We start from the raw sequence: 25,652 nt of genomic DNA, 5'->3' as shown, positions 1-25,652 counted from the left end.
CAGCCGCCGGTGCCGGCGGAACCACCCGAGTCGGCCGGGACGACGCAGGTCCGACCTTGACCTTGTCGTCTGTCGAGCCGGTGCCGCCCGACGCAGCCGACGAAGGAGCGGGCGTCGCCGCCGCAGCTGTCTGATCGCCCGCTGAGTGATCAGGCGCGCCAGCCGGTTCGTTCTCGGGCGTCGAGGCTTGATTCGTGGACACGGTGAGTTCCTCCTCCAGGAGGGTGAGAGCCGAACTGCATCAAGAGAGCGAGGGAAGACCCGGCTGCAAGGGCAAAGTCACATGAATAAGGCAGCCCGGCCGCTGCGCCTGCACAGTCGTCCCAGGTGGGTTGGCGGTCGGGGGCCGGGCCGGATCGACGACGGCGATCGTTCCGCCGTGGAGCTGGACCACCCAGTGGGCGATCGCCAGGCCCAGCCCCGTGCCTCCGTCCTTGGCTCGTTCGCCCCGGGTGAAGCGTTCGAAGACCCGGTCGCGGTCGGCCGGCGGGATGCCTTCGCCCTCGTCCGCCACCGCCACCACCACGTGGTCGTCGTGGCGTTCGGCCCGGACGGTGACCGTGCCGCCCGGTGGGCTGTGCCGGGCCGCGTTGTCGAGCAGGTTGGCGAAGACCTGGTGCAGGCGTTCGCAGTCGCCTTCTATGCGCAGGGCCGGGGCCGCGACCACGAAGTGGACGTCCTGGCCGGCCCCGTCCGCGTTCACTGTTGCTTCGCGGATCACGTCGTTCAGGAAGCTTCGGACGTCGATCGGTGCGCTGGCCATCGGGACGACGCCGGCGTCGAGGCGGGACAGGTCGAGCAGTTCCGTGACCAGGCGGCCGAGGCGTTCGGTCTGGGTCAGGGCGGTGCGCATTGTGTCCGGCTCCGCGTCGGAGACGCCGTCGACGATGTTTTCCAGGAGGCCGCGGAGGGCGGTGATGGGGGTGCGGAGTTCGTGCGAGACGTTGGCGATCAGCTCGCGGCGTTGCCTGTCCGCTGCGGCCAGGTCTGCGGCCATCTGGTTGAACGCCGTGGCCAGCTCGCCGATCTCGTCGCGCGACGTGGCCCGGACCCGGCGGGTGTAGTCGCCGCGGGCCATCGCCCGGGCCGCGTCGGTCATCTCCCGCAGCGGGACCGTGGTGCCGTGCGCCGCCACCTGCAGGGTGACCAGCCCCAGGGCGACCGCGATCGCGAACCAGGACAGCTCCACGCGCATGAAGTCGAGGCTCCACCAGAAGATCAGCAGGCCGACGCCGCCGGCCAGGCCGAGCGCCACCGACAGCTTCGCCTTGATCGAGCGGACCGGGTCGAGCGGGCGGGGCAGCAGGCCGAGCGCCGGCGCCAGCCAGCCGAGGGCCAGGCTCAGCGGCCGCGACACCCAGCGCAGCAGGCGGCTGAGCAGCGGGGAGTTCATCGTTCGACTTCCAGGGCGTACCCGACGCCGTGGACCGTGCGGATCAGGTCGGCGCCCAGCTTGCGGCGCAGGCCCTTGATGTGGCTGTCGACGGTCCGGGTGCCCGAGGCGTCGGCCCAGCCCCACACGTCGGCGAGCAGCCGTTCCCGGGGCAGCACCGTGCGGGGCCGGCCGGCCAGGTGCACGAGCAGGTCGAACTCCGTGGGGGTCAGCTTGGCCTCGACGCCGGCCCGCTGGACGCGGCGCTCGGCCAGGTTGATCTCCAGGTCGCCGAAGCGCAGCAGCTGTGACTCCCCCGGGGTGGGCTCGCTCGGGGTGGAGCTGCGGCCGGCCCGGCGGAGCAGGGCGTGCACCCGGGCGGTCAGCTCGCGCATCGAGAACGGCTTGGTGAGGTAGTCGTCCGCGCCGACCGCCAGGCCGACCAGCAGGTCGGTCTCGTCGTCGCGAGCCGTGAGCATGAGGACCGGCACGCCGCGTTCGGCCTGGATGCGCCGGCAGACCTCGAGGCCGTCGAAGCCGGGCAGCATGACGTCGAGGACGATCGCGTCCGGCCGGGTGCGCCGGGCGGCGTCGACCGCGCTGGGGCCGTCGCCGGCGATGTCGACCTCGAAGCCCTCCGCGCGCAGCCGGGCGGCCACTGCCTCGGCGATGGTGCGTTCGTCCTCGACAACGAGGACCCTCTTTGCCGTCACAGCGCCCCCTCTGCTCCGCCCCGCATCGTGCGTGGCCGGTGCAAGGCCGGCATGCCCCCGTGACCGCCGGTCCGCCCCGCGTCGAGCAGCCTATTGATCAGTCGTGCAGGGGCGGGGGTGGCTTTGTGGACAACCTGTGAAGATGATCGGCCTGTGGATAACTCTGGGGATAACGCTGTGAGCTTGTGGATAACGCTGTGGATCGGGTGGGGGTAACGGGGGATTCAGCGGGTCCAGTCGTGTTTCGCGGCGCGGATGAGCTTGTCCTTCAGCTCCCGGGTGTGGCGCCGGCTCACCGGCAGTTCGGCGCCGTCGATCGCCACGACGTAACCCGATTGGGTGAGCCGGAGCTCCGCGACCAGGCGCAGCTGCACCAGGTACGAGCGGTGGATCCGGACGAAACCGGCGTCCGCCCAGCGCTCGGCCAGCGTCGCCAGCGACACCCGGACCAGGTGGGACGCGTCGACCGTGTGCAGCCGGGCGTAGTCACCCTGCGCCTCGACCCAGCGCACCGACGAGCGGGGCAGCATCCGGGTGGTGCCGGCCAGCTCGACCGGGATGCTCGGCTCGTCCTGCGGCTTCGCCGGTGCCGGGGGCGGGGTGGCGCGCAGGCCGGCGACGCGGCGCAGCGACTCACCCAGCCGCTCGGAGCGGACCGGCTTGCGGACGTAGTCGGTCACACCCAGGTCGAACGCGTCCACCGCGCCGTCGTCGTACGCGGTCACGAACACGATCGCCGGCGGCCGGGCGAACCGGTGCAGGATCCGGGCCAGCTCCATCCCGTCCAGCCCGGGCATCCGGATGTCCAGGAACACCGCGTCGACCTCGGTGTCCCGCAGCACCCGCAGCGCCTCGGTGGCGTCGCCGGCCCGGTGCACGAAGGCGACCCGGTCATCGGCGTTGAGCAGGTACGCGAGCTCGTCCAGGGCCGGCGGCTCGTCATCCACAGCCAGCACGACCAGGCTCATGCCCGTACCCCGGGATGGAATTTCGGCACCCGCATGCTCACTTTCGTCCCCGCGCCCGGCGCGGTCTCCACCACCAGCCCGAAGTGGTCTCCGAACACCGAGCGCAGCCGCTCGTCCACGTTCGAGAGCCCGACGTGCTGTCCGGCGTCGTCGTCGCGGGCGTTGACCGCCTCGGCGATGCCCGCCGCGAGCACCGCCGGGTCCATGCCGACCCCGTCGTCCTCGACCGTGATGTGGCATTCGGCACCCGCGTCCCGGGCCTCGATGCTCACCATACCGACGCCCGGCTTACGCGACAGTCCGTGCCGGACCGCGTTCTCCACCAGCGGCTGCAGGCACAGGAACGGCAGGCCGACCGGCAGCACCTCGGGGGCGATCTGCAGGCGGACCTGCAGCCGGTCGCCGAACCGGGCGCGTTCGATGGTCAGGTACCGGTCGATCGAGCGCAGTTCCTCGGCCAGGGTGGTGAAGTCGCCGTGCGCGCGGAACGAGTAGCGGGTGAACTCGGCGAACTCCAGGATCAGCTCGCGGGCGCGTTCCGGGTCGGTGCGCACGAAGGAGGCGATGGCGGTCAGCGCGTTGTAGATGAAGTGCGGGCTGATCTGGGCGCGCAGGGCGCGTACCTCGGCGCGGGCCAGCCGTTCGCGGGAGGAGTCCAGCTCGGCCAGGGCGAGCTGGGAGCTGGCCCAGCGGGCGGTTTCCATGGTGGCCTGGACCAGGCCGGGCGCGGGCTGATCGTCGGCCACTGCCACCAGCGCGGCCACGGCCTGCCCGTCGGCCCCGGTCAGCGGGGCGACGACCGCGCCGCGCACCACGCAATCCATCCGGTCGCAGGGCAGGTCGGCGCCGCCCAGCACGATCGACCGGTTGGCCCGGACAGCCCGGTCGGCTGCGGCGGTGAACTGGGCGCTGTGGTGCCCGCCGCGCCCGTCGAAGGCCAGGCACCGCTCACCGTCGGCGACGGTGAGCCCGGGCGCGCCGACCAGGCGCCGCAGATGCCGCGCGGCCTTGGCGGCCGACGACGGGGTCAGCCCGGTACGCAGCGGCTCGGCGGCCAGCGAAGCGGTGTGCAGGACGTCGTACGTGGCCCGCTGTCCCGCCGTGGCGATCCCTCGCCGGGCCCGGAGCCGCAGCACGGCGACGACCGCACCGACCAGAGCGGCCAGCACGGCAAGAACCGCCAGCACACTGCCGACCTGACCAGCCACGCACGCATCCTGACCGGAAAGTTCCGGAAAAACCAGCGCGTGGACTTAATACGCGCCCTTGCGCTTCAGCACTACCCAGATGGTCCGCCAGAGAATGCCCAGGTCGTACGTGAGCGACCAGTTGTCGACGTAGTAGAGGTCCAGCCGGACCGCCTCGTCCCAGGACAGGTCGGAGCGGCCCGAGACCTGCCACAGGCCGGTGATGCCCGGGCGCACCAGCAGCCGGCGCCGCACGTCGCCCAGGTAGTCGCCGTCGTCGGCGGGCAGCGGGCGCGGCCCGACCAGCGACATCTCACCCTTGAGCACGTTGATCAGCTGGGGCAGCTCGTCCAGCGAGGTGGCCCGCAGCTTGCTCCCGAACCGGAAGATCCGGGGATCCTCCTTCATCTTGAAGAGCATGCCGTCGGCCTCGTTGAGCTCCTCCAGCGTCGCCTTGCGTTCCTCGGCGTCCACGTCCATCGTCCGGAACTTCCACACCCGGAAGGTCTCGCCCTCGTGGCCGACCCGGGGCTGGCGGAAAAAGACCGGGCCGGGGCTGGCCATCTTGATGCCGATGGCGATCACGCCCAGGACCGGGCTGAGGAAGAGCAGGCCGAAGAAGGCGGCGACCCGGTCGAGCAGGTTCTTGGCCAGCCAGCCGGGGCCGGACAGCGTCGGCTCCTCGACGTGCAGCAGCGGCAGGCCCTCGATCGGGCGGATGTGCACGCGCGGGCCGGCAATGTCGGTGAGCTGCGGGGCGACCACCAGGTCGACGCCGGTGCCCTCCAGGGCCCAGGCCAGCCGGCGCAGCTCGCCGGGCTCGGCGCTGGCCGAGCCGCAGACCGCGATTGTGTCACCGCCGACCTCGCGGACCAGGGCAAGCACGTCCCGGCCGGCGTAGACGGGCACGGGTGTCTCTATGCCTCTGGCCGCGGAGTAACCGTCGGTGAGGTGGATGGCCACCGGGATGAGGCCGGCGGCGGGGCTGCGGGTGACGGCCGTGTAGACCTCGAGGGCCTCGGGCAGGGTGCCCATGAGGATCATCCGGTGCGCGCCGTGACCGGTGCGCCGGCGGGCCACGTGCAGCACCTGCCGGGCCGAGTAACGGCAGAACAGGATGAAGATCAGGGCGGCGACGCAGACGTAGGCCACCGTCACGCGGGAGAGCTGGGTGCGCGTGCCGAAGGCCAGCAATGAGACCGCGGCCACGACCGTGATGGACGAGCGGAAGACCCGCTTGAACTCCTCGCTGCCCAGCCCGAGGTAGCGCCGGTCGTAGCTGCCGTTGGCCCAGAGCGTGAAGATCCAGCCCAGCGGCAGGCCGACGAAGGCGACGAAGTAGAAGATGTTCTCCCGGCCCTGGAAACCCGAGCTGGCCTTCTGGATGAAGGTGACGGCCAGCGCGCTGGCCAGGATGGCCGAGACAAAATCCAGGATGATCAGAATCAACGTGTACGGCCGGTGCCAGCGCGACAGCCGGCGGTGGGAACGGGTCCAGGCCGACCGGGGTACGCCGTTGCTGGGCGGCGGCTCCTGTTGCCACTCGAAACTGTCGTACGGCATGCCGCTCCGGCTCTTGCTGGTTCCCGGGCGTTGGAGGCTTGTGGTCACCTCGCCTACGTCCTCCCGCATCACGTACCGCCCACACCGAGAACATTACGCACCGCCACGGCCCTGGGGGCTCCGGCGGGGCCGCCGGTCCCTAGCGCGCCGCGCACGAAGCGTGGGACCGGGCCACTATACCGATGGAACGGTCCAGAAGAAGGGGACGTTGTGCCCGCTTTCCCCCACGGAACGGTCAGTGCACGCTGCGTGACTATCGGATCAACTTGGACAACCGGCGGTCGGCGAGCGGCTTTCCACCCGTCTGGCAGGTCGGGCAGTACTGCAGGCTCTTGTCCGCGAAGGAGACCTCGCGGACCGTGTCACCGCACACGGGACACGGCAGGCCCGTACGGGCGTGGACCCGCATCCCGGCGCGCTTCTCCCCCTTGAGCTCGGCGGCCTTCTGCCCCACCGAGCGGGTCACGGCGTCGGTCTCCACCTGCCGCATGGCCTCGAACAAGGTGGTGATCTGCTCGTCGGTCAGCTTGTGGGTCAGCGCGAACGGCGACATCCTGGCCACGTGCAGGATCTCGTCGGAGTAGGCGTTGCCGATGCCGGCCAGCACCTCCTGGTCGGTGAGCACGCCCTTGGCCTGGCCACGCCGGCTGCGCAGCCGCTCGGCGAACTGGTCGCGGTCGACCTCCAGCGCGTCGGGCCCCAGCCGCGACACGCCGGGCACCTCGGCCGGGTCACGCACGAGGTACGCCGCCAGTGACTTCTGGGTGCCGGCCTCGGTCAGGTCGAAGCCGGACTCGTCGTCGAGGCGTACCCGGATCGCGATCGGTCCGCTGCCCGGCTTGAGCGGCGCGGGCGACTTGAAGGACTCGCGGTAGTGCAGCCAGCCGGCCCGGGCCAGGTGCACGACCAGGTGCAGCCCGTCCGACCCACCGAGGGTGAGATCCAGGAACTTGCCGTGCCGGCCGGCGGCGGTGACGACCAGGCCGGCGACGGCGGAGGCGGGCGGGTCGTAGGTCTTCAGCGCGCTGAAGGACGAGACCTCGAAACGCTGGACTGTACGGCCGACCGCACGCTCCCGCAGGTACGCAGCGAGCGCCTCGACCTCGGGAAGCTCCGGCACGCCCTCAACGGTAGCGTTTCCCGGCGTGAAGGTCGTCGTAGCGCACAACAGATATCGCGAGGCCATCCCGTCCGGCGAGAACGTCATCGTCGACACGGAGATCGCGCAGCTCACGGCGGCCGGGATCGAGGTGCTGCCGTTCCAGCGCGCCTCCGACTCGATCGGGGAGCTGCCGCTGGCGCAGAAGGCCCTGCTGCCGCTGTCGCCGATCTTCGGCCGGGCGGCACAGCGGGACCTCGCCGACCTGTTGCGGCGGGAGCGCCCGGATCTGCTGCACCTGCACAACCCGTACCCGTTGCTGTCGCCGTCGGTCGTGCGGACCGCGCACGCACACGGCGTGCCGGTCGTGCAGACCGTGCACAACTACCGGCAGGTCTGCTCGTCTGGGCTGTACTTCCGGGACGGGCACAACTGCCACGACTGCCGGGGCAAGGTGGTGGGCTGGCCGGCCGTCGTGCACAAGTGCTACCGCGGCTCGGCGGCGCAGAGCGCCCTGATGGCGACCACGCTGGCGGTGCACCGGCCGACCTGGAAGTCGGTGGACCGCTACATCGCGCTGACCGGACGGATCGCCGAGCACCTGCGGAACTTCGGCATTCCGGACGACCGCATCGTGATCAAGCCGAACGGCCTGCCGGATCCCGGCGATCCGGAGCCGCTGGGTGACGGCTTCCTGTACGCCGCCCGGCTATCCCCGGAGAAGGGGCTGGCGCTACTGCTCGACGCGTGGCGCAGGCACCCCGACGGGGCGCTGGGGCAGCTGCGCATCGCGGGCGACGGGGAGCTGCGTCCGCTGGCCGAGCAGGCCGCGGCCGAGCGGGCCGACGTCACCTATCTCGGCGCGCTGGACCAGGCCGGCATGGTCGCCGCCCGCCGCGCCGCCTCCGTGATCGTGGCCGTGCCCACCTGGGACGACGTGCTGCCGACGGTGATCCTGGAGGCGATGGCCGCCGGCCGGCCGGTGCTCGGCACCGATGTCGGCGGGATCCCGTACCTGCTCGGGATCGGCGAGACCGTGACCCCGGCGGGCTGGGCGGTCGGGCCCGACCCGGAGAAGCTGGCCACCGCGCTGCCGATCGCCCGCGTCGACGCCGCGGCGGTCGCGCCCGCCGCCCGCGACCGCTACCAGCGCGCTTTCCACCCGGACGTGGTGACCCGGCGACTCATCGACATCTATGCCGGGCTCACAGGCAATTCTCATCCCGCATCGAGGTAGATCGCCATCGAAACGGGGAAAGCTGGCCCCGTGACCGATGCCAAACTTTCGCGCCGCAACCTCCTGCTCGGCGTCGGCGGTGCCGTGGTGTTCACCGCGGCCGGCGCCGGGGCCGGCTATGCGATCGCCGACAGCAAGGATGACGCCGAGACCCCGCAGGCCGCCCCCCAGGCCGGTCCCGCGAAGTACCGGTCCCGCCCCGACCTGCGCACGCTGCCCGACGTCACGATCACCACGCCGGCCAACGCGACCGCCCCCGGTTACATCTTCCTGACTCCCGCGTCCGGCGCCGGGCTGTGGGGCCCGCTGATCGTGGACGACAAGGGCTCACCGGTCTGGTTCCGCAAGGTGCCCGACCCGGCCACGGTGGCGATCGACTTCAAGGTCCAGCAGTACCAGAACAAGCCGGTCCTGACCTGGTGGGAAGGGACCATCGGCGGCACCGGCGGGCAGGGTGTCGGGCAGGGCGAGTTCGTCATCGCGGACACCTCGTACCGGGAGATCACCCGGGTCCGGGCGGCGGGCTCCGAGCAGGCCGACCAGCACGACTTCGTGATCACGCCGGACGACACCGCGATCTTCTGGGTCTACGACCCGGTCCCGTACGACCTGTCGGCGCTCGGCGGGCCGGCCGACGGCGTGCTGCACGACGGAGTGATCCAGGAGATCGACATCAGGACCGGCAAGCGGGTCTTCGAGTGGCGGGCCCGTGACCACGTCGAGCTGGCCGAGTCGTACGCGCCGCTGCCCGGGGGCGACTCCGCGCACCTGCCGTACGACTACTTCCACGCCAACTCGGTCGGGCTCGACGCGGACGGGCACATCCTCGCCTCCGCGCGGCACACCTGGGCCGTCTACAAGATCGATCGCAAGTCGGGTGAGGTGCACTGGCGCATCGGCGGCAAGAAGTCGGACCTCACCGTCGACGAGAAGTCCAAGTTCAGCTGGCAGCACGACTTCCGGCGCCGGCGCGACGGGTCGTACAGCGTCTTCGACAACGGCGCCGGCGTCACCAAGGAGCGCGAGCAGTCCCGCGGCCTGGTCTTCAAGGTCGACGAGGCCGCCAAGACAGTCACCTTCGTGCAGGAGTTCCTGCACCCGGAGAAGCTGTCGGCGCCGACGCAGGGCAACTTCCGGGAGCTGGCCGACGGCGGCTCGTTCATCGGCTGGGGGCAGAAGCCCTACTTCACCGAGTACGCCCCGGACGGCACCGTGCGGCTCGACGGGCACCTGCCGCTCGACAACCAGTCGTACCGCGCGTACAAGGCTGAGTGGGCCGGTGCGCCGCTGGACCAGCCCGCCCTGGGCCTGCACGTCGACGGCGGCAACGTGGTCGTCAGCACGAGCTGGAACGGCAGCACGAAGGTCGCCAAGTGGCGGGCCCGGGCCGGCGGCCAGCCGCGCGCGCTGACCCAGACCGCCGAGGCCGGCCGCACCGGCTTCGAGACCACCCTGAAGCTGCCGGGCACCCCGGAGTACGTGGTCGCCGAGGCACTCGACAGCAGCGGGAAGGTGCTGGGGATCTCGTCCGCGATCCCCGTCCGCGTCTGAGTCAGCCCTTGAGCGCGGCCCGGCCCGCAAACGCGATGCTGGCGGCCAGGAAGGCGCCGTTGACCAGCGTGAACGCGCCGATCACGAAGATCGTCCACTGTGGCGCCAGGGTCAGCACCAGGCCGGCCAGGGCGATCACCGCGCCGTAGTCGCGGACCAGCTTGACCACGCGGACGGGCAGCGAGCGGCTCGTCACCATGCTCGACGCCTGGCTGCCCGTCTGCATCACCGAGGTGACCAGGTTGACCATCCAGGTGCCCGCGAAGGCGGCGACCAGCCAGGCCGGGGTCTCCGGCACCTGCGCCTCGGCCACCGCGGACAGGGCCGCCACCAGCGCGATCTGACCGGCCACGTCGCACAGCACGTCGACCCGGCCGCCGGCCGCGCTGGTCTGGCCGGTGACCCGGGCCAGCTGGCCGTCCGAGCAGTCCAGGGCGTACGCGAACTGCCAGCCGACCAGCGCGAGCAGCCCGACCGGCCAGGCCCACACCCGGTCGTTTGCGACAGGTCCCGCCGCCGCCACCACGACGAACGAGACCAGGCAGCTGAGCCCCAGGTTGGCCACGGTCAGCACGGTCGGGGCGAGCCGGTGCTTGTGGGCGAAGACGGCGATCCGGGCACCCACCCGCTGGCTGATCGCCTCACTGAACAGCCCGCCGCCCCTGTTCACGCCGTAGTAGTCGGCGGCGGTGGGCGGGCGGTCCACTGTCGGCTCAGCGGCCGGCGACGGCGTCGTCATATTCGGCCAGCTTCCTGCGGATCTCGTCCGGCGACATCGCGAGGTGTTCCAGGATGGTGTAGCGGTCCGGCCGGGTCCGCGGCGCGAAGTCGACGACCTCGGCGAGCTGCTCGCGGCTCAGGCCGACGTCGGCGGCCGTGCGGGGCAGGCTGTGCCGCACCAGGCAGTCGGACATCTGGGCGAAGCGGCGCTCGTCGCCGCGCAGGAACGTGCAGAACAGCGCGCCCAGGCCGGCGAGCTCGCCGTGCGAGGCCGTGCCGGGGAACAGCGTGTCCGTCGCGTGGATGATCTCGTGGCAGCCGCCGCTGCACGGCCGACTGCTGCCGCACACGGCCATGGCCAGGCCGCTCGAGATCAGCGCCTCGGCCAGGATGGTGACGAACGCGTCGTCCTGCATGTCGCCCGGCATGTTGAGGATCGCCTCGGCGCCGACCCGGGACAGCGACGCGGCCAGGCCGTCGACCGGCTCGCCGCGGACCTCCCGGCCCAGGTCCCAGTCGGCCAGCGCGCTGATGTTGCTGATCACGTCGCCGATGCCGGCCCGGTTGACGCGTTCCGGCCCGTTCTCCACGAAGTCCAGGTCGACGATCACCGCGTACGGGATGTGCACGCCGTACGAGCCCTTGATCCCGTCGTTGATCAGGCTGGCCACCGGGGACGCGATGCCGTCGTTGGCCAGGCTGGTGGCCACCGACACCATCGGCATGCCCCAGCGGTTGGCCGCGTACTTGGCCGCGTCGACGGTCTTGCCGCCGCCGATCCCGACCACCGCGTCGTACGAGCGGGACCGCAGCTTGGCCGCCAGCTCCAGCGCGGCGTCGAGGGTGCCGCCGGTGGTCGTGTAGACGTCGGCCGAGCCCAGCGACGGCCGGATCATCTCGGCGATCCGCTCGCCCTGACCCGGGCCGACCACCACGGCCACGTCACCGCCGGCCGAGATCCGGCCGTCGGCGAGGATGCGGCCCAGGTCCGCGACCGCGCCCCGGCGGACGTCGATGTGCAGCGGGGTCTGGACGCTGCGGGCTAGTAACGGCATGCGATGTCCCGCGCCTTGGCGAGGTCGTCGTGGTTGTCCACCTCGACCCAGGGGATGTCGCCGATCGCCGCCCCGCGGATCTCGCCGCCGCGGTCGGCGTACTCCTGGTAGCCGTCCTCGTAGTACAGGTCGGGGTTGCGCTCGAACGTCGCCCGCAGCGCGTCGGCCAGGCCGGCGGCCGCCTCGGCCTCGATGATCGTGGCGCCGATGTACTCGCCCGAGGCCTCGGCCGGCTCCATCAGCTTCGTGATCTTCGTAAGCCGGCCATCTGCCGAGAAGATTGCCTTCATCTCCTCGTCAGCAAGCTTCTTCACATTGTCGATGGCGAGCAGGATGCCGGGGCCGCGGTTGGCCAGCAGGGTCTGCTCGACGCTCACCGGGTGCACGGTGTCGCCGTTCACGAGCAGTGCACCCTGGGCGAAGTGGTCCCGCGCCAGCCACAGCGAGTAGGCGTTGTTCCACTCCTCGGCCTTGTCGTTGTGCACCAGGGAGATCTTCACGCCGTACTTCTGCTCGAACGCGTCCTTGCGCTCCTCGACCGCGCCGGCCTGGTAGCCGACCACGATCGTCACGTCCGTCAGCCCGGCCGCCGCGAGGTTGCGCAGGGAGATGTCCATGATCGTGGTCTCCCCGTCCACGGGGACCAGCGCCTTCGGCAGCGTGTCCGTGTAGGGACGCAGCCTGCGTCCGGCGCCGGCGGCGAGTACCAAGCCGATCATGGGGTGGTTCCTTCCCGAAGTGAGGGGCGTGCCAGCCGAGGATAGCGGTGGGTTCACATACCGAGATTGTGCAGGACCGCGGAGCCGTCCTCCGCCAGTGCGGAAAAAGCTTGCGTGCCGGTGACCGGCGCTGGAAGAAATGCGGCCGTCGTCGTCCCCGACGAGAGCTCCGCCGCCGGACAGCGGGGCCGGGGGACACTCGAAAAATGACATAGAGCCTGCTCGTAAGCTTGGGGGCATGACCGCTGAGCAGCTGATCTCGTTCGCAAGAGGGGCTCCGTCCCTGGACATCATCGACGTGCAGGGCCTCAAGGCCGCCGCCGCCCGGGCCTTCGACGCGGATCCGGCCGGGGTGACCGCCTACGGCACCTCCGTCGGTTACGTCCCGCTGCGCAAGTGGATCGCCGAGAAGCACGGCGTCGACGCGGACCAGGTCATCGTGACGAACGGTTCGCTGCAGGCCGACGCGTTCCTCTTCAACCACCTGGTCAAGGCCGGCGACGACGTGATCGTTGAGAAGCCGACCTACGACCGCACCCTGCTGAACCTGCAGAACCTGGGCGGCAAGGTGCACCAGGTGACGATCGAGCCGGACGGCATCGACGTCGCCGAGCTCAAGGGGATGCTCGAGGCGGGCCTGCGCCCGAAGCTCGCGCACATCATCCCGAACTACCAGAACCCGGCCGGTGTCACGCTCTCGCTGGAGAAGCGGCAGGCGCTGCTGAGCCTGGCGGTCGAGTACGGCTTCACGATCTTCGAGGACGACCCGTACGTGGACATCCGCTTCCGCGGCGAGGCCCTGCCGTCGATGCTGTCGATGGACACCGAGAACGTGGTCGTGCACGCCTCCAGCTTCACCAAGACGGTGTGCCCGGGTGTGCGGGTCGGTTATCTGGTCGGCCCGGCCGCCCTGATCGACGCCATCGCCAAGAAGGCCACCAACCTCTACATCTCGCCCGGCATGGTGTCCGAGGCGATCGTGCACCAGTTCTGCGTCTCCGGCGACATCGAGCGGTCGGTGCAGACGGTCAGCACGGCGCTCGCCGAGCGGGCCCGGGTCCTCGCCGCCTCGCTGCGCGAGCACATCCCCGGCGCCACCTTCACCGAGCCCGACGGCGGCTACTTCCTCTGGGTGGATCTGCCGTCCTCGGTGGACGTCGACAAGCTGTTCCCGGCGGCCATGAAGAAGGGTGTCGCCGTGGTCAAGGGCAGCGACTTCCTGCTGGACGGTGGTAAGTCGTCGGTGCGGCTGGCGTTCTCCGCGGTCACCGTCGACCAGATCGACGAGGGCGTCCGCCGGCTCGCGGCGGCCATCGCCGAGGTCTCCGCCTGATACCTGCCTGACTGTCGGGTTTCCGACACTGCGCCTCAGACGCCGGTCCCGGGTTTCCCCGGGACCGGCGTTCGGCTCACAATGCTGCTGCACCGGCTGCATGACCATGCGGCCCGGTGCGTCGACACCCACCCCCGCCCCCCGGCGCCGGGCGGGCCGATCGCACCTTCACCCCCCGAAATGCGGCCGGTCCGTCCGGCGCCACCCGGCCGACCGGCATGCGGGTGGCCCGGCCGGGCAAGGTAACGGGCGTAGCCTCGTGCAGGCCTCACCGCGAGGCCGGCCGACATCACCCCTGGGGGAGGCAGCCATGAGCGACGACGTGCACCGCAGCCGGACCGCCGGCGTCAACCGGTCACTGTCCCGGGCCTGGACTGCCCCGGTCCGGGCGATGAACCGGTTCCTCGGCGCCGACGACGGCCGGCCCGCCGAGCCGGGCGAGCCCTTCCACGGCACCGCGGTGGTGGACTGCGGCGTCTACGTCGACGGCAAGCGCGAGCCCGGCGACTTCACCCCGGACGAGGCGCTGCGTGAGGCGTGCAGCCGCGAGAACGCCTTCGTCTGGCTGGGGCTGCACGAACCCACCGCGGCGGAGATGGCCGCCATCGCGCGCACGTACGACCTGCACGAGCTCGCCGTCGAGGACGCGGTCAAGGCGGAGCAGCGGCCCAAGCTGGAGCAGTTCAACTCGGTGCACTTCCTGGTGCTGCGCACCGCGCGCTACGTGCCGCACGGCGAGCTGACCGAGACCTCCCAGGTGGTCGAGACCGGCCAGATGATGATCTTCGTCGGTGAGCGCTTCGTCATCACGGTCCGGCACGGCGACGCCTCCCGGCTGGCGCCCGTGCGGGCCGACATGGAGGCCCGCGGCGAGCTGCTCGCGCAGGGGCCGTGGGCGGTCGCGTACGCGGTGACCGACCGGGTGGTGGACGCGTACATCGAGGTGGCCGACCAGGTGGAGACCGATCTCGACATCATCGAAGAGGGCGCCTTCTCCCGCGACAGCGGCAGTCCGGTGCAGCAGATCTACCAGATGAAGCGCGAGATCGTGGAGTTCCGCCGGGCGGTGGTGCCGCTGCAGCGGCCGCTGGCCACGATCACCTCGCCGCAGAGCCGGCAGGTGCCCAAGGAGATCCGGCGCTACTTCCGCGATGTGCAGGACCACCTGACCCGGACGGTCGAGCAGGTCGCCTCGTACGACGACCTGTTGAACTCGATCCTGCAGGCGCGGCTGGCGCAGGTCACGGTCGACCAGAACAACGACATGCGCAAGATCGCCGCCTGGGCCGGTATCGCGACGGTCTGGACCGCGATCGCCGGGGTGTACGGCATGAACTTCGAGCACATGCCCGAGCTCGGCTGGCAGTACAGCTACCCGGCGCTGGTCACGTTGATGCTGGCCATCTCCGTGCTGCTCTACCGGGCGTTCCGCCGCAACGGCTGGCTCTGACCCGCCCCCCACCGCCCCCGGCGGCCCTTTACAGTGACGGGGTCGCCCTGGGGAGGGAAGTCGCGTGCCGTCACGCCAGGATCAGCTGCACTCGTACCAGTACTCGCAGCAGCGGGTGGTGGCCGCGCTGGTCACCCACGACCCCGATCCGCACCGCTCGCCGCTGCGCCGGGCCGGCAGCGCCGCCCTGATCAGCCTGGTCGTCGCCTCGCTGGCCGTCGGTGGCGCAGCCGTCTACGGCCTGCTCAAGGGGCGCAGCTCGGTCGAGCCGCGCAACGAGGCGGTGGTCTTCCTGGAGAAGGGCTCGGGTGCCCGCTTCGTCTACCTCAAGTCCGACGACCGGATGCACCCGGTGCTCAACTACAGCTCGGCCCTGCTGATCGCCAACGCGACCGAGCCCAAGATGGTCGACGCCTCGTCGCAGAGCCTGGCCAAGGTGCCGCTGGGCGATCCGCTCGGCATCCCGGACGCCCCCGACTCGCTGCCGGCAGCTAAGGGCGGGATGGTGCCGCGGGTGTGGACGGTCTGCTCCCGGACGCCGGCCGATTCCGGCTCGGGCACCCCGGCGCAGAGTCTGCTGGTGGTCGGCGACCGGCTCACCGACGGCACCGTGCTGCCCGTGCCCCGGGCCGACACTCCCGCCGCCGACCTACGCGGCCTGCTCGTCGTCGACCCGTCCGGGCGCACCTATCTGGTCTACAACAACAAGCGGTTCCTGATCCCGGCCGGCCGGCTGCAGCGCACCCAGTCCTTCCTGGGCTGGACCCAGCAGCCGCTGCCGGTGGCGGCGGCCTGGATCAACGCGGTGCCGATCGGTCCCGACCTCAAGCCGCCGGCGATCCGGGACCTCGGTGACCCGTCGCCGGCGATCGACGACTTCGAGATCGGCCAGCTGCTGCGCATCCGCGGCGACGCCAGCGGCACGGACAAGTGGGGTGTCGTGCTGGGCGACGGCGTGGCCGACATCACCGACGTGCAGGCGCGGCTGCTGCAGGTCGACCCGGAGGCGTACGACCGCCAGGACATGGACCTCAATCTGTACAGCAGCCTGCCGCACTCGCAGACCCAGCTGATCGGCGAGGCCGCCGCCGCGGGCCTGCCGCCCGCGGTCCCGGTGCTGCTCAACGGCCCGGAGCAGGTGTGTCTCAGCTACGACGGCGAGGACGCCAAGGGTGACGCCGGCCAGGGCGTGCTCAGCATCCGGATCGGCCCGACAGCCCCGAACGGCAGCCCGGTCGCCGGTGCGCCGGCCGTCGCGGGTGGCGTGCAGGCCGATCTGGTGCACGTGCCGCGCGGCAAGGGGGCACTGGTCGTGGCGGCCGCTTCACCCACTGCGCCGGCCGGCAGCGGCACGGTCAGCATCGTGACGGACACCGGCCGCCGCTATCCGGTCGCCAGCCGGGACGTGCTGCCCCGTCTCGGCTACGCCGGTGTCGAGCCCGCCCCGATCCCGGGTCAGCTCGTCTCGCTGCTGCCCCAGGGGCCGGCGCTCGACCCGGTGCGCGCCCGCCAGGGCGACTCCACCGAGGGCTGAAACGCAGCGAGGCGGATGGACGGCTCCGTTCGGAGCGCCCACCCGCCTGCACGATCTGCGTAACCGGGGTCAGTTCTTCTTCTGGCCGCCGCTGGCCAGCCGGGCCACCTTCGGGCTGTGCTGCGCCGACTGGGTCTGGTCGACCGGGTCGGCGTCCACGAGCTCGATGGCAGGCTCCGGCGTGCCGGCACCTACCGTCGGGTCGACGTCCTTAGCCGGGTCGGAGCCGACAGCCCCGACGACCGGGCCGGTCGCACCCTTCGGCGTGACGAAGCCCGACGGACCGGACAGGTCGGCCGGCTCGGCCAGGGCCTCGTCGGTGCTGGTGATCCGGGTCGTCGCAGGGCTCGGGTCGTACTCGTCCCACTGCTCCTGACGACGCTTGCGCAGCACGTAGGCACCCGCGGCACCCACTGCGGCGCCGGCCAGCAGCAGACCGCCGAGCTTGCTGCCCGTACGGCTCTTCTGCTTGCGGCCCAGCGTCTTGTCGGCCCGCTTCTGCAGCTTCTTGGCGTTCTTCTTCGCGTCCTTCTTGCTCGCCTTGACGTCCTTCTTGCTCGCCTTGGCCGTGCTCTTGCTCACCTGCTGCGCCTTCTCGGTCGCGGCGGTGACCAAGGGGGTCAGCGTCGCCACGGCGCTGCCCCAGCTGCTCGACGCGGCATCCTTGGCCTTGGTGGCCGTCGGCTGCACGCGGTCGCGGGCGGCATAAAAACGGGGACCCACGGTCGCGCTGGTCTCCTGTGCGGCGAGCGATGCCGCACGCTTGAAGTGATCAACGCTCTGACCGAGCTCGCTCTTCATCTTTGCGCTGCGGTTCTTCCGTCGCATCGTTGCGAACACCAGTGCCCACCTCCTGTGGTTCTCTCCCACGTCATGTTGCCCTCTTGGGTACCCCCGCGTAGCCGGATCAGACACATGGGGGAGGATCCGAACTGCAAAGAACTGTCCAGCGCCGGTCCTCCACCTAGCGACCGGCGACCGCGACACTGATGGGAGTACCCGTGGCCGAGACTCTTTACGCCACCCTGCACACCAATCACGGCCCGATCCGGCTCCAGCTCTTCCCGGACCACGCGCCGGCGACCGTGCGCAACTTCGTGGAGCTCGCGGAAGGCACCAAGGACTACGTGGACCCGCGGACCGGCCAGAAGGGCAGCGGCCCGTACTACGACGGGACGATCTCGCACCGCGTCATCGCCGGCTTCATGATCCAGCTCGGTGACCCGACCGGCACCGGCCGCGGCGGCCCGGGCTTCCAGTTCGCCGACGAGTTCCACCCGGAGCTGCAGTTCGACCGGCCCTACCTGCTCGCCATGGCGAACGCCGGCCCGGGCACGAACGGCTCGCAGTTCTTCATCACCGTCGGCGCCACCCCGCACCTCAACCGCCGGCACACGATCTTCGGCCAGGTCGCCGACGAGCAGTCGGCCAAGGTCGTCGACTCGATCGCGGCCACGCCGACCGGTCCGGGCGACCGTCCGCGCGAGGACGTCGTGGTGGAGCGCGTGGAGATCGAGCGCGCGTAGTTCCGTTACCCCGTCCGGGTACCGTTGTGGGTATGAGTGAGTCTCCGGTGACGGCGCCGGTCTGCTACCGACACCCGTCGAAAGAGACCTACGTCCGTTGCACCCGCTGCGAGCGGCCGATCTGCCCGGACTGCATGAACGAGGCCTCGGTCGGCCACCAGTGCCCGGAGTGCGTTGCCCAGGGCAGGCGCACGCAGCGGCCGGCCCGCACCGCCTTCGGCGGCAGCGTGGCCGGCCGTGCCGGCACGACCACCAAGGTCCTGATCGGCGTCAACGTCGTCGTGATGCTGGTCTCCATCCTGAGCGGCGGCGCGAACGCGATCGCCGGCGGCGGCTGGGGCGGCCTGCTGGGCGGCAGCACACCGCTCACCGAGTGGGGCGCGGTGCTCGGCTCCGCCGTGTACGGCCCGGCCGGCGACGTGGTCCCGCACGGCATCGCCCACGGCGAGTGGTACCGCCTGTTCACCGCGATGTTCCTGCACTACGGCGTGCTGCACCTGCTGATGAACATGTACGCCCTGTGGTTCCTGGGGCGCGACATCGAACGGGTGCTCGGCCCGGCCCGCTTCGTGGGGCTCTACCTGCTGGCCGGCCTCGGCGGCAACGTGGCGGCCTATCTGCTCTCCGCACCGAACTCCATGACCGCGGGCGCGTCGACGGCCGTCTTCGGTCTCATGTCGGGCATCTTCGTGCTGCTCAAGCGCCTGAATCTGAGCGTGGCGCCGATCCTGCCGGTGATCGTCATCAACGTCGTCTTCACCTTCGTCGTCTCGAACATCTCGGTCGCGGGGCACCTCGGCGGACTGGTCGTCGGCGCGGTGACGGCGGCTGTGCTGGCGTACGCGCCCAAGGAAAAACGCAACCTGGTCCAAGGGGTCGGCTGCGCGGCGATCCTGGTGTTCCTGCTGGCGCTGGCTGTCTATCGGACGCTGTCCTTGATGAGCTGACGTCCGGTCGCGGTCAGACAGACCCGCCGGCGGGAGTTGATCCGGGTCCCGGCGGCCACGTTCTGACCGGTGACACGCCATTCCGACCGCCGGACCGGAGCCTCGCGGGTCGGTGCGTGGCAGACCGAGACGTCGGTCAGGCCGGCGCGTGCCGCCACGTCCAGCGCACCGGCCAGCCCGAGGCCGACGAGAGCGGGCATGACGATCTCGTCGCGGGCTCGTGCGCGATCGGCCGCCTTCGCCTCGGCCGCTCTCGCAGCTGCGGCCCGGGCATCGGCGGCCTTCGCGGCCAGCACCTTCGCAGCCGCGGCCCTGTCGTCCGCGGCCCGCCGCGCCATGGCCCTGTCTTCCGCGGCTTTGTCTTTTGCGGCCCGCTGCGCCGCGGCCTTGTCCTCCGCGCCCTCCTCGGCCTGGCCGGCTGCCGTCCAGCCGGCGCTCACGGCTCCGGAACCCCGGCCCAGTCGTACCTGATCGACGTTCGTGCCCCAGCCGACGCCGAAGCACAGCAGCACCATGGCTACGCCCGCCCCGACGATCCCGGTCAGACCCCGGCGGCGGCCCCGCCAGCGAGCTCCGACCGGGATCGTCGGAGTGGACGGACGTTCCCAGCGGGGAGAGCGCCACGACAGCCGGCGCGCCGGTTGCGGCAGCTCACCGGGCACGTCGATCGGTTCGGCCGGCGGTAACGGCAGCCGGGGCCGGGGCATGACGGGTCGCAGGGACGGAAGGGTGAAACGCATGCGGTTTCCTCAGCGCAGATACGGGCGATGACCACCAGAGACGATCATCGCCGCCGTACCGGCCGGGCGGGGACAGATCCCCGCAATTGCCCTAGAGCGGGGCGTTGGCCCGCAAGGCGTTGAGGGACTCGGCGACCTCTTCGGGGTCCGTGCCCAGCTCGTGCTGGCTGAACAGGTGCAGGCTGTCGCCCGCGTCGATCTCCAGCAGCCGGTTGCGCAGGCCCATCCGCTCGCGGCGGTCCACCCGTACGCGTTCGATCTGCGGCCAGGCCACGTGCCGGCGCCGGACGAAGCCGACCACCATGGTCACCCCGCTCGTGTCCGCGCTGAGCCGGACCGGCGCGATCAGGTCCCGGACCGCCCAGCCGGTCAGCGCGGCGGCGACCACCACCGCGATGAACCACTGCACCGGGTCCTTGCGGCCGAACGCCACGACCAGCACCACCAGGGCCACCGCGCCGAGCAGTTTGGCGATCGGCAGGACGGGCCGCACCCGCCACTGAAGAGGCGACATGGAACCACTATGGCAGCCCGGCGTACCGTCGGCAGTATGCGAGACGCGGTGATCGTGGGGGCGGTACGCACTCCGGTGGGACGTCGCAACGGCGGGCTGGCGCAGGTGCATCCGGTCGACCTGTCGGCCGTGGTGCTGCGGGCGCTGGTCGAGCGCACCGGCATCGACCCGGCGGACGTCGAGGACGTGATGTGGGGCTGTGTGTCCCAGGTGGGTGAGCAGTCGTGGAACGTCGGCCGTAACGCCGTGCTGGCGGCCGGCTGGCCCGAGTCGGTGCCGGCCACGACGATGGACCGGCAGTGCGGCTCCAGCCAGCAGGCGCTGCACTTCGCGGCGGCGACCGTGCTGTCCGGGCAGGCCGACCTGGTGGTGGCCGGCGGCGTCGAGTCGATGAGCCGGGTGCCGATGGGTTCCAGCGCGGCCGGCGCCGACCCGTACGGCTCAGCCGTCGCCGAGCGCTACGGCACGACCGTGTTCAACCAGGGCGTCGGCGCCGAGATGATGGCCGAGCGGTGGGGCCTGTCCCGGCAGCAGCTGGACGAGTACGCGCTGGCCAGCCACGACGCGGCCGCGAAGGCGCAGGACGCCGGCGAATTCGACGTGGAGGTGGTCGCGGTCGGCGACGTCACCCGCGACGAGGGCATCCGGCGCGACACCACGCTGGAGAAGCTGGGTGGGCTCAAGACGCCGTTCAAGACGGACGGCGTGGTCACGGCCGGCTCCGCCTCGCAGATCTCCGACGGCGCGGCAGCCCTGGCCGTCACCAGCTCACGCTGGGCGGCCGCGCACGGCCTGCGGCCGCTCGCCCGCGTGCACACGGCGGTGGTGGCGGCGGCCGATCCGGTGATCATGCTGACCGCGCCGCTCCCGGCCACCGCGAAGGCGCTGGCCAAGGCGGGTCTCACCCTGGACGACATCGGGGTGTACGAGGTGAACGAGGCGTTCGCGCCCGTACCGCTGGCCTGGCTGGCGGAGACCGGCGGCGATCCGTCCCGCCTCAACCCGCGCGGCGGGGCGATCGCGCTGGGACATCCGCTCGGCGCCTCCGGGGCCCGGATCATGACGACGATGATCCACCACATGCGACAGACGAAGGTCCGCTACGGCCTGCAGACGATGTGCGAGGGCGGCGGAATGGCCAACGCCACGGTGCTGGAACTTCTGTAATTCGATATTCATCGGGTGTTCCCCGCTGCTTCCCCGTTCCGTGGCCGTTAAACGCCACATGGACGTGTTCTCCCGTACGTTCCTTCCCGCCGCCGCCGAAGCCGGGGTTGCGATCCCCACCGTGAGCCGGCACATGCCCATCTTCCGCCGCTGTGTGGAGCCCGACGACGCCACGGTGCTGGTCACCCGGTGCGTGAGTCCGGACCGGCCGCTGGCGGGGGACTTCCTGCTGCTGCTCACGTACCGCCGGATGGTCGTGATCCAGGAGACCCGGGTGCTGCACCGGCTGCGGCTGCACCTGAACGCCAACCTGCGGCACCTGAGCGACGTCACCTGGAACCCCGACCTGCGCACGTCCGTCGTGGACGTCGCGGCGACGGCGGTGGACGGGGTGCGCGAGCGCTTCCGGATGCGCCTGGCCGAGCCGGCGCAGGTGTGGCACGTCGACACGCTGCTCAAGCACGTGTTCCGCGAGCGCCGCACACCTGCGTTCCCGGCCACCGTCGCCGCCTAGCTGCCGGCCTGCAGAAACGCGCTGATCGAGGCGCGCAGACCGGCTGCGTCCAGGCCGTGCCAGCGCGCATGGTCGGCGGGGGCGCCATACCGCCGCTGCTCCGCGCGGCCCACCCCGAGATCCAAACTGCGATGGGGTACGTCGGACAGCGCCGCCGCCACCAGCCGGCTCGACGTGCCGGCCAGGTAGGGCTCCACCACGACCACCTCGCGGCTGACCAGCTCCCGCAGACCCCGGGTGTCGAGCGGCCGCGGCGTGAGCGTGTACGCGACCGTGACGTCCAGGTCCGCCGTGGCGGCGAGCACCGGATCGAGCATCGGCCCGACCGCCAGCACCACAGGCGCCCCGGTCCAGCCTCGCCGCACGACCTGCAGCTTGTCCGTGTGCGCGTACGCCCGGCTGTTCTGCTGGGTCGAGAGCCGCACGTAGATCCGGTCGTCGTTGCGCGCGGCCGCCCGCAGCAGCGCGGGCACCTCGTTCGGGTGACCCGGCACGTGCACGGTCCAGCCCTCGAGCGTGTCCAGCAGGGCGACGTCGCCGGGTGACTGGTGGGTGTAACCCCCGCTGGACGCGTCGTACGAGGCACCGATGCTGACCAGTACGGCGCCGACATCCTGGTGGCCCAGGTCCAGCTTGATCTGCTCGTACGCCCGGTCGATGACGAAGGGCGCGTACGAGTGCACGTACGGCCGCAGCCCGGTGAGCGCGAGCCCACCGGCGACCCCGGCCATGAGCTGCTCGCGGATGCCGACGTTGAGCACCCGGTCAGGATGCCGGCGCTGAGCCGGCGCGAACGCGTCGCCGGAGATGTCGGCGATGACGACGGCGGTCCGCGGGTCCTCTTCGAGCAGGGCGGTGGTGGTGGCGACGAAGGTGTCTCGCATGATCCTCAGCCTTTCTTCTCGACGGCGGCCACGACGACGTGCGGACGGTCGCCGTCGCGCTGCCGCAGGGCGATCTCGATGGCCTCGTGGTCCCGGCCATCCACAGTGGAGGCGGTCCAGCCCGGGAACCGGCTGACGATGCCGCCGGGCCAGCCGTGGGTGGACGACTGGTTGTCGATGACGATCGCGGTGAGCTTGTCCAGCCGGGCGGCGGCCGCGTACGCGATCGCCTCATGGTTGGAACCCTCATCGAGCTCGGCGTCGCCGAGCAGCACGAACGTCCGCGCGTCGAATCCCTGCGCCCGCAGGCCGAGGGCGGTGCCGACGCCGAGGCCGAGCCCGTGCCCCAGCGAGCCGGTGCCGATCTCCACGCCGGGGATCAGCACCCGGTCGGGGTGGTGGCCGAGCGGGCTCCGCGGCCCGCCGAGATCGTCGAGCCAGTCGACGGGAATGAACCCCTTCGCGGCGAGCACGGCGTAGTAGCCGGCGGGCCCGTGCCCCTTGGAGAGCAGAAACCGGTCCCGGTCAGGTTCGTCGATGGTGTCGGGCGTGACCCGCAGCACGCGGTCGTAGAGCACCCAGAGCACATCAAGCGTCGAGTACGCGCTGGGTGCGTGCTTCTCGTCCCCGGTCAGCCGGGTCAGCAGAGCGCTCAGCAGGTCTGGTTTTACCGCTGTCGTAGTCATAGGCTCACTCTGCAAGTTAAAGTTCACTTCAACTCAAGGATGTCGGCAGTGGAGCTCCTCACCATCGGCGACATGGCCGCCCGCAGCGGCGTGGCCCAGTCGGCGCTGCGCTACTACGAACGCGAAGGCCTGATCCGGTCGACGCGCACGGGCGGCAATCAGCGCCGGTACGAGCGGCACGAACTGCGCCGGATCGCCTTCATCCGGATCGCCCAGCAGGTGGGGGTGTCCCTGGACGAAATTCGGGAGGCGCTGGCGGAGCTACCGGAGAACCGCACCCCGACAAAGGCTGACTGGGCCCGGCTGTCGGCACGATGGCGGCGCAAGCTGGAAGCGCGCATCGCGATGATGGAACGGCTGCGCGATCAGCTGACCGGGTGCATCGGGTGCGGGTGCCTGAGCCTGAGCCGCTGCAAACTGATCAACCCGGAAGACCGCCTGGCCGCCCGCGGCACAGGCCCCCAAATGATCATCAACCCGCCGGGCTGACGTCCTGAGCCGCTTTTTCGACCTTCGCCCAGTGCGCTTCTCGGGCGGCCGTGTCGATCGGCTGTTCCTGCGGGGCCGCTACCCCGGTACGCCCGTCGAGCTGCTCCCGGAGGATGTCGGCATGCCCGGTGTGCCGGGTGGTGTCGTTGAGAACGTGCACGACGATGGTGAACAGCTTCACGTTGGGCCGCGGCCACCAGGGCACGTGGCCCGGGGCATCGAGGGGGAGCTCCTTGATCGTGCTGTCGGCGTGGTCGCAGGCACGCCGGTAGAAGTCGATGATCTGGTCCCGGGTTTCGTCCGGGGTGACCCACAGGTCGCTGCCGTCCGCGTCCTGCCACCGGGGCAGAGGTTCCGGGAACGGGCGGCCGAAGATCTCGCCGAGGTAGCGGGCTTCCCAGGTGGCCATGTGCTTGACCAGGCCGAGGAGGTTGGTCCCGGTCACTGTCAGCGGGCGGCGGATGTCGTACTCGGAGAGGCCGTCCAGCTTCCAGACCAGGGCTTGGCGGGTGAACTGAAGCTCTTCGAGCAGGGTGTCCTTGGCGAAGTCCGGTGTGTTCTGCACTCAGGCGACCCGGGGGATCGGCCGGATGCTCATGCTCACGTCGCCGGTCTGGTCCGGAGTTGGGGCCGTCACCGCCGTCGTCTCGGCAACCACCGTGGCGTCTTCCGGTGTGCCGGTCGGCGACTCGATGTCTGAGAGGAGTGCGGCCAGGCGGCCTATGTCGTCGGCGGCCAGGCGGAAGGAGCCTCGGCAGACCGGGCCGGCCCAGAGGGACACGACCATGACGCCGCGGTCCTGGTGGTAGCTGACCCGCATGGTGCGGTCGTCGCCGCGTACATCCTGGAAGACGTCGCCGACGGTCGGCATCGGAAGCACCTCACCCATACGGCCAGCTTGCCGGAAGGACGATCCGGAGGGAAGGGCGTGGGTACGAGCGGAGGGGCGCGGGATTAGAACCCACGGAGACGCGGAACGCCTCACCGAGTTCAAGACCGGCCGTCGCAAGACGTTGACGAGCAAGAACGTGAGGACTGCTCTCCAATTGTCGCGCCATGGTCGCAAACCTGTGCTCTGGTTCTGCTTGCCGGGTCGGCCGTCTGGGTAGTTCGCGACAGTTTAAGACCGATCATCCGTTCAGTGGTTTTGTACACGTCTCCGTGCCGTGTATCTAAGAGTCATGGAAGTTGATGTGGCACAGGCAGCCGCCGCAGTGATGCCTTACGTTACGGCGGTGGCAGGCGCGTATGGGGCTCAGACGCTGGATAAGCTGCGTGACCGGGCGCTCGATCAGGCTTCAGACGCCACTGTGGGGCTGGGCCGACGACTTCTGAACCGGATCTTGGGGCGGGAGGAGTCCCGAGCGGTAATCGAAGGTGCGCTGGTCGAGGTCGGTGTGACCCCAGACGACGAGGACACCGTCGCCAGCCTCCGGCTGCAGATCCGCAAGGCGCTCGCCGCCGATCCCGCACTTGCGGCCGAAGTGGCGCAGATGTTGCAGTCAGGCTCGGCGGTGACAGCCGGCGATTACGGAATGGCGACCGGACGCGACGTCTCCATTCACGCTTCCTCGGGTGGCGTGGCAGCGGGGACGATCCACGGTGGGGTGTCGATGTCGGGAAACCCTTTTCTGCCGGGAGCGGGCCAGGCCTGACCGCTCCCGGGCACGCACCCATTTTCGCC

27 protein-coding genes are annotated in these 25,652 nt (G+C 70.9%); 11 read left to right on the top strand and 16 right to left on the bottom strand.

Features of this window, described 5'->3' with window-relative positions; translation table 11 throughout:
* Nucleotides 1-241 precede the first annotated feature (241 nt).
* The 6 genes from ACQP2Y_RS46135 to ACQP2Y_RS46110 form a co-directional block, all read right to left on the bottom strand.
* On the bottom strand, nt 242-1,393 hold the full coding sequence (locus tag ACQP2Y_RS46135) for a sensor histidine kinase (RefSeq protein ID WP_433723210.1): 1,152 nt from the start codon (nt 1,391-1,393) through the stop codon (nt 242-244).
* Nucleotides 1,390-2,085 carry a response regulator transcription factor gene (locus tag ACQP2Y_RS46130; protein ID WP_433723208.1) on the bottom strand — a complete coding sequence of 232 codons (696 nt, stop codon included), beginning with the start codon at nt 2,083-2,085 and terminating at the stop codon, nt 1,390-1,392. The genes ACQP2Y_RS46135 and ACQP2Y_RS46130 overlap by 4 nt, the downstream gene beginning before the upstream one ends.
* Before the next feature lie 224 nt (nt 2,086-2,309).
* The gene (locus tag ACQP2Y_RS46125; RefSeq protein WP_360546481.1) at nt 2,310-3,053 is read right to left on the bottom strand and encodes a LytR/AlgR family response regulator transcription factor; all 744 of its coding nucleotides are present in this window, start codon (nt 3,051-3,053) and stop codon (nt 2,310-2,312) included.
* Nucleotides 3,050-4,261 carry a sensor histidine kinase gene (locus ACQP2Y_RS46120; protein WP_433723206.1) on the bottom strand — a complete coding sequence of 404 codons (1,212 nt, stop codon included), beginning with the start codon at nt 4,259-4,261 and terminating at the stop codon, nt 3,050-3,052. Before ACQP2Y_RS46120 ends, ACQP2Y_RS46125 begins: the two co-directional genes overlap by 4 nt.
* Before the next feature lie 45 nt (nt 4,262-4,306).
* On the bottom strand, nt 4,307-5,803 hold the full coding sequence (locus tag ACQP2Y_RS46115) for a sugar transferase (protein WP_433723204.1): 1,497 nt from the start codon (nt 5,801-5,803) through the stop codon (nt 4,307-4,309).
* A gap of 253 nt (nt 5,804-6,056) precedes the next feature.
* Nucleotides 6,057-6,923: an Fpg/Nei family DNA glycosylase gene (locus ACQP2Y_RS46110; RefSeq protein ID WP_433723202.1), complete on the bottom strand. Its 867-nt coding sequence runs from the start codon at nt 6,921-6,923 to the stop codon at nt 6,057-6,059.
* A gap of 25 nt (nt 6,924-6,948) precedes the next feature.
* On the opposite strand from ACQP2Y_RS46110, the gene ACQP2Y_RS46105 reads away from it, so the two are divergent.
* Together ACQP2Y_RS46105 and ACQP2Y_RS46100 are read left to right on the top strand one after the other, a co-directional pair.
* Nucleotides 6,949-8,139, top strand: coding sequence for a glycosyltransferase family 4 protein (locus tag ACQP2Y_RS46105; RefSeq protein WP_433723200.1), 1,191 nt, complete (start codon nt 6,949-6,951; stop codon nt 8,137-8,139).
* A gap of 30 nt (nt 8,140-8,169) precedes the next feature.
* Nucleotides 8,170-9,690 (top strand): arylsulfotransferase family protein, encoded by a 1,521-nt coding sequence (locus ACQP2Y_RS46100; RefSeq protein WP_433723198.1) that lies wholly within the window; start codon nt 8,170-8,172, stop codon nt 9,688-9,690.
* 1 nt (nt 9,691) lies between these two features.
* Here the strand turns inward: ACQP2Y_RS46100 and ACQP2Y_RS46095 are convergent, their stop codons facing one another.
* From ACQP2Y_RS46095 to ACQP2Y_RS46085, 3 genes are read right to left on the bottom strand one after another with little or no spacing between them, the layout of a single operon-like run.
* Nucleotides 9,692-10,429, bottom strand: a complete 738-nt coding sequence (locus ACQP2Y_RS46095) for a CDP-alcohol phosphatidyltransferase family protein (RefSeq protein WP_433723196.1) — start codon at nt 10,427-10,429, stop codon at nt 9,692-9,694.
* Nucleotides 10,404-11,465, bottom strand: a complete 1,062-nt coding sequence (locus tag ACQP2Y_RS46090) for an iron-containing alcohol dehydrogenase family protein (protein WP_433723194.1) — start codon at nt 11,463-11,465, stop codon at nt 10,404-10,406. The genes ACQP2Y_RS46095 and ACQP2Y_RS46090 overlap by 26 nt, the downstream gene beginning before the upstream one ends.
* Nucleotides 11,453-12,184 (bottom strand): sugar phosphate nucleotidyltransferase, encoded by a 732-nt coding sequence (locus tag ACQP2Y_RS46085; RefSeq protein ID WP_433723192.1) that lies wholly within the window; start codon nt 12,182-12,184, stop codon nt 11,453-11,455. Before ACQP2Y_RS46085 ends, ACQP2Y_RS46090 begins: the two co-directional genes overlap by 13 nt.
* Nucleotides 12,185-12,422: 238 nt before the next feature.
* On the opposite strand from ACQP2Y_RS46085, the gene ACQP2Y_RS46080 reads away from it, so the two are divergent.
* The 3 genes from ACQP2Y_RS46080 to eccB all read left to right on the top strand — a co-directional run bounded on the left by ACQP2Y_RS46080 (nt 12,423) and on the right by eccB (nt 16,501).
* Entirely contained in the window at nt 12,423-13,517 is a 1,095-nt protein-coding gene (locus ACQP2Y_RS46080; protein WP_433723190.1) for a PLP-dependent aminotransferase family protein, read from the top strand.
* Between the two features lie 310 nt (nt 13,518-13,827).
* Nucleotides 13,828-14,967 (top strand): magnesium/cobalt transporter CorA, encoded by a 1,140-nt coding sequence (gene corA / locus ACQP2Y_RS46075; RefSeq protein WP_433723188.1) that lies wholly within the window; start codon nt 13,828-13,830, stop codon nt 14,965-14,967.
* 64 nt (nt 14,968-15,031) lie between these two features.
* A complete protein-coding gene (gene eccB, locus ACQP2Y_RS46070; RefSeq protein ID WP_433723186.1) occupies nt 15,032-16,501 on the top strand; it encodes a type VII secretion protein EccB in 1,470 nt (489 codons plus the stop codon).
* Nucleotides 16,502-16,570: 69 nt separating this feature from the next.
* Here eccB and ACQP2Y_RS46065 read toward each other — a convergent pair whose 3' ends face one another.
* On the bottom strand, nt 16,571-17,302 hold the full coding sequence (locus ACQP2Y_RS46065) for a hypothetical protein (RefSeq protein ID WP_433723184.1): 732 nt from the start codon (nt 17,300-17,302) through the stop codon (nt 16,571-16,573).
* A gap of 200 nt (nt 17,303-17,502) precedes the next feature.
* Here ACQP2Y_RS46065 and ACQP2Y_RS46060 point away from each other — a divergent pair, with 200 nt between their 5' ends.
* Nucleotides 17,503-18,027 carry a peptidylprolyl isomerase gene (locus tag ACQP2Y_RS46060; protein ID WP_212994471.1) on the top strand — a complete coding sequence of 175 codons (525 nt, stop codon included), beginning with the start codon at nt 17,503-17,505 and terminating at the stop codon, nt 18,025-18,027.
* A 32-nt stretch (nt 18,028-18,059) separates the two neighbouring features.
* Nucleotides 18,060-18,974, top strand: coding sequence for a rhomboid family intramembrane serine protease (locus ACQP2Y_RS46055; RefSeq protein WP_433723182.1), 915 nt, complete (start codon nt 18,060-18,062; stop codon nt 18,972-18,974).
* Here ACQP2Y_RS46055 and ACQP2Y_RS46050 read toward each other — a convergent pair.
* Together ACQP2Y_RS46050 and ACQP2Y_RS46045 are read right to left on the bottom strand one after the other, a co-directional pair.
* Entirely contained in the window at nt 18,947-19,714 is a 768-nt protein-coding gene (locus ACQP2Y_RS46050; protein WP_433723180.1) for a hypothetical protein, read from the bottom strand. The genes ACQP2Y_RS46055 and ACQP2Y_RS46050 overlap by 28 nt on opposite strands.
* 91 nt (nt 19,715-19,805) lie before the next feature.
* Nucleotides 19,806-20,228 carry a PH domain-containing protein gene (locus ACQP2Y_RS46045; RefSeq protein ID WP_433723178.1) on the bottom strand — a complete coding sequence of 141 codons (423 nt, stop codon included), beginning with the start codon at nt 20,226-20,228 and terminating at the stop codon, nt 19,806-19,808.
* 36 nt (nt 20,229-20,264) lie between these two features.
* Here ACQP2Y_RS46045 and ACQP2Y_RS46040 point away from each other — a divergent pair, with 36 nt between their 5' ends.
* Together ACQP2Y_RS46040 and ACQP2Y_RS46035 are read left to right on the top strand one after the other, a co-directional pair.
* Complete coding sequence (locus ACQP2Y_RS46040; RefSeq protein ID WP_433723176.1) at nt 20,265-21,395, top strand: thiolase family protein; 1,131 nt, start codon at nt 20,265-20,267, stop codon at nt 21,393-21,395.
* 58 nt (nt 21,396-21,453) lie between these two features.
* On the top strand, nt 21,454-21,909 hold the full coding sequence (locus ACQP2Y_RS46035) for a hypothetical protein (RefSeq protein WP_360546446.1): 456 nt from the start codon (nt 21,454-21,456) through the stop codon (nt 21,907-21,909).
* On the opposite strand, the gene ACQP2Y_RS46030 is transcribed toward ACQP2Y_RS46035, so the two are convergent.
* Nucleotides 21,906-22,793 (bottom strand): transketolase family protein, encoded by an 888-nt coding sequence (locus ACQP2Y_RS46030; protein ID WP_433723173.1) that lies wholly within the window; start codon nt 22,791-22,793, stop codon nt 21,906-21,908. The genes ACQP2Y_RS46035 and ACQP2Y_RS46030 overlap by 4 nt on opposite strands.
* A 5-nt stretch (nt 22,794-22,798) precedes the next feature.
* On the bottom strand, nt 22,799-23,479 hold the full coding sequence (locus tag ACQP2Y_RS46025) for a transketolase (RefSeq protein ID WP_433723171.1): 681 nt from the start codon (nt 23,477-23,479) through the stop codon (nt 22,799-22,801).
* Between the two features lie 72 nt (nt 23,480-23,551).
* Here ACQP2Y_RS46025 and soxR point away from each other — a divergent pair, with 72 nt between their 5' ends.
* Nucleotides 23,552-23,968, top strand: coding sequence for a redox-sensitive transcriptional activator SoxR (gene soxR / locus ACQP2Y_RS46020; RefSeq protein WP_433723169.1), 417 nt, complete (start codon nt 23,552-23,554; stop codon nt 23,966-23,968).
* Here soxR and ACQP2Y_RS46015 read toward each other — a convergent pair.
* Together ACQP2Y_RS46015 and ACQP2Y_RS46010 are read right to left on the bottom strand one after the other, a co-directional pair.
* Nucleotides 23,952-24,533 carry a DinB family protein gene (locus ACQP2Y_RS46015; RefSeq protein ID WP_433723167.1) on the bottom strand — a complete coding sequence of 194 codons (582 nt, stop codon included), beginning with the start codon at nt 24,531-24,533 and terminating at the stop codon, nt 23,952-23,954. The genes soxR and ACQP2Y_RS46015 overlap by 17 nt on opposite strands.
* On the bottom strand, nt 24,534-24,857 hold the full coding sequence (locus ACQP2Y_RS46010) for a hypothetical protein (protein WP_433723165.1): 324 nt from the start codon (nt 24,855-24,857) through the stop codon (nt 24,534-24,536). It abuts the gene before it with no gap.
* A 292-nt stretch (nt 24,858-25,149) separates the two neighbouring features.
* Between ACQP2Y_RS46010 and ACQP2Y_RS46005 the strand changes: the two genes are divergently transcribed.
* A complete protein-coding gene (locus tag ACQP2Y_RS46005) occupies nt 25,150-25,623 on the top strand; it encodes a hypothetical protein (RefSeq protein ID WP_433723163.1) in 474 nt (157 codons plus the stop codon).
* Nucleotides 25,624-25,652 lie beyond the last annotated feature (29 nt).

It is taken from the genome of Actinoplanes sp. CA-051413, from assembly GCF_050955795.1.
In the GTDB taxonomy this organism is placed as follows: Bacteria; Actinomycetota; Actinomycetes; order Mycobacteriales; family Micromonosporaceae; genus Actinoplanes.
This window is presented reverse-complemented; position numbering and strand designations above follow the sequence as displayed.

Coding starts and splice junctions, on each gene's coding strand:
- ACQP2Y_RS46135 (WP_433723210.1), bottom strand. CDS start 1,393: ATGAACTCCCCGCTGCTCAGCCGCCTGCTGCGCTGGGTGTCGCGGCCG.
- ACQP2Y_RS46025 (WP_433723171.1), bottom strand. CDS start 23,479: ATGACTACGACAGCGGTAAAACCAGACCTGCTGAGCGCTCTGCTGACC.
- ACQP2Y_RS46005 (WP_433723163.1), top strand. CDS start 25,150: ATGGAAGTTGATGTGGCACAGGCAGCCGCCGCAGTGATGCCTTACGTT.
- ACQP2Y_RS46085 (WP_433723192.1), bottom strand. CDS start 12,184: ATGATCGGCTTGGTACTCGCCGCCGGCGCCGGACGCAGGCTGCGTCCC.
- ACQP2Y_RS46055 (WP_433723182.1), top strand. CDS start 18,060: ATGAGTGAGTCTCCGGTGACGGCGCCGGTCTGCTACCGACACCCGTCG.
- ACQP2Y_RS46045 (WP_433723178.1), bottom strand. CDS start 20,228: ATGTCGCCTCTTCAGTGGCGGGTGCGGCCCGTCCTGCCGATCGCCAAA.
- ACQP2Y_RS46115 (WP_433723204.1), bottom strand. CDS start 5,803: ATGCCGTACGACAGTTTCGAGTGGCAACAGGAGCCGCCGCCCAGCAAC.
- ACQP2Y_RS46095 (WP_433723196.1), bottom strand. CDS start 10,429: ATGACGACGCCGTCGCCGGCCGCTGAGCCGACAGTGGACCGCCCGCCC.
- ACQP2Y_RS46080 (WP_433723190.1), top strand. CDS start 12,423: ATGACCGCTGAGCAGCTGATCTCGTTCGCAAGAGGGGCTCCGTCCCTG.
- soxR (WP_433723169.1), top strand. CDS start 23,552: ATGGCCGCCCGCAGCGGCGTGGCCCAGTCGGCGCTGCGCTACTACGAA.
- ACQP2Y_RS46065 (WP_433723184.1), bottom strand. CDS start 17,302: ATGAAGAGCGAGCTCGGTCAGAGCGTTGATCACTTCAAGCGTGCGGCA.
- corA (WP_433723188.1), top strand. CDS start 13,828: ATGAGCGACGACGTGCACCGCAGCCGGACCGCCGGCGTCAACCGGTCA.
- ACQP2Y_RS46035 (WP_360546446.1), top strand. CDS start 21,454: ATGGACGTGTTCTCCCGTACGTTCCTTCCCGCCGCCGCCGAAGCCGGG.
- ACQP2Y_RS46040 (WP_433723176.1), top strand. CDS start 20,265: ATGCGAGACGCGGTGATCGTGGGGGCGGTACGCACTCCGGTGGGACGT.
- ACQP2Y_RS46125 (WP_360546481.1), bottom strand. CDS start 3,053: ATGAGCCTGGTCGTGCTGGCTGTGGATGACGAGCCGCCGGCCCTGGAC.
- ACQP2Y_RS46090 (WP_433723194.1), bottom strand. CDS start 11,465: ATGCCGTTACTAGCCCGCAGCGTCCAGACCCCGCTGCACATCGACGTC.
- ACQP2Y_RS46030 (WP_433723173.1), bottom strand. CDS start 22,793: ATGCGAGACACCTTCGTCGCCACCACCACCGCCCTGCTCGAAGAGGAC.
- ACQP2Y_RS46010 (WP_433723165.1), bottom strand. CDS start 24,857: ATGGGTGAGGTGCTTCCGATGCCGACCGTCGGCGACGTCTTCCAGGAT.
- ACQP2Y_RS46050 (WP_433723180.1), bottom strand. CDS start 19,714: ATGCGTTTCACCCTTCCGTCCCTGCGACCCGTCATGCCCCGGCCCCGG.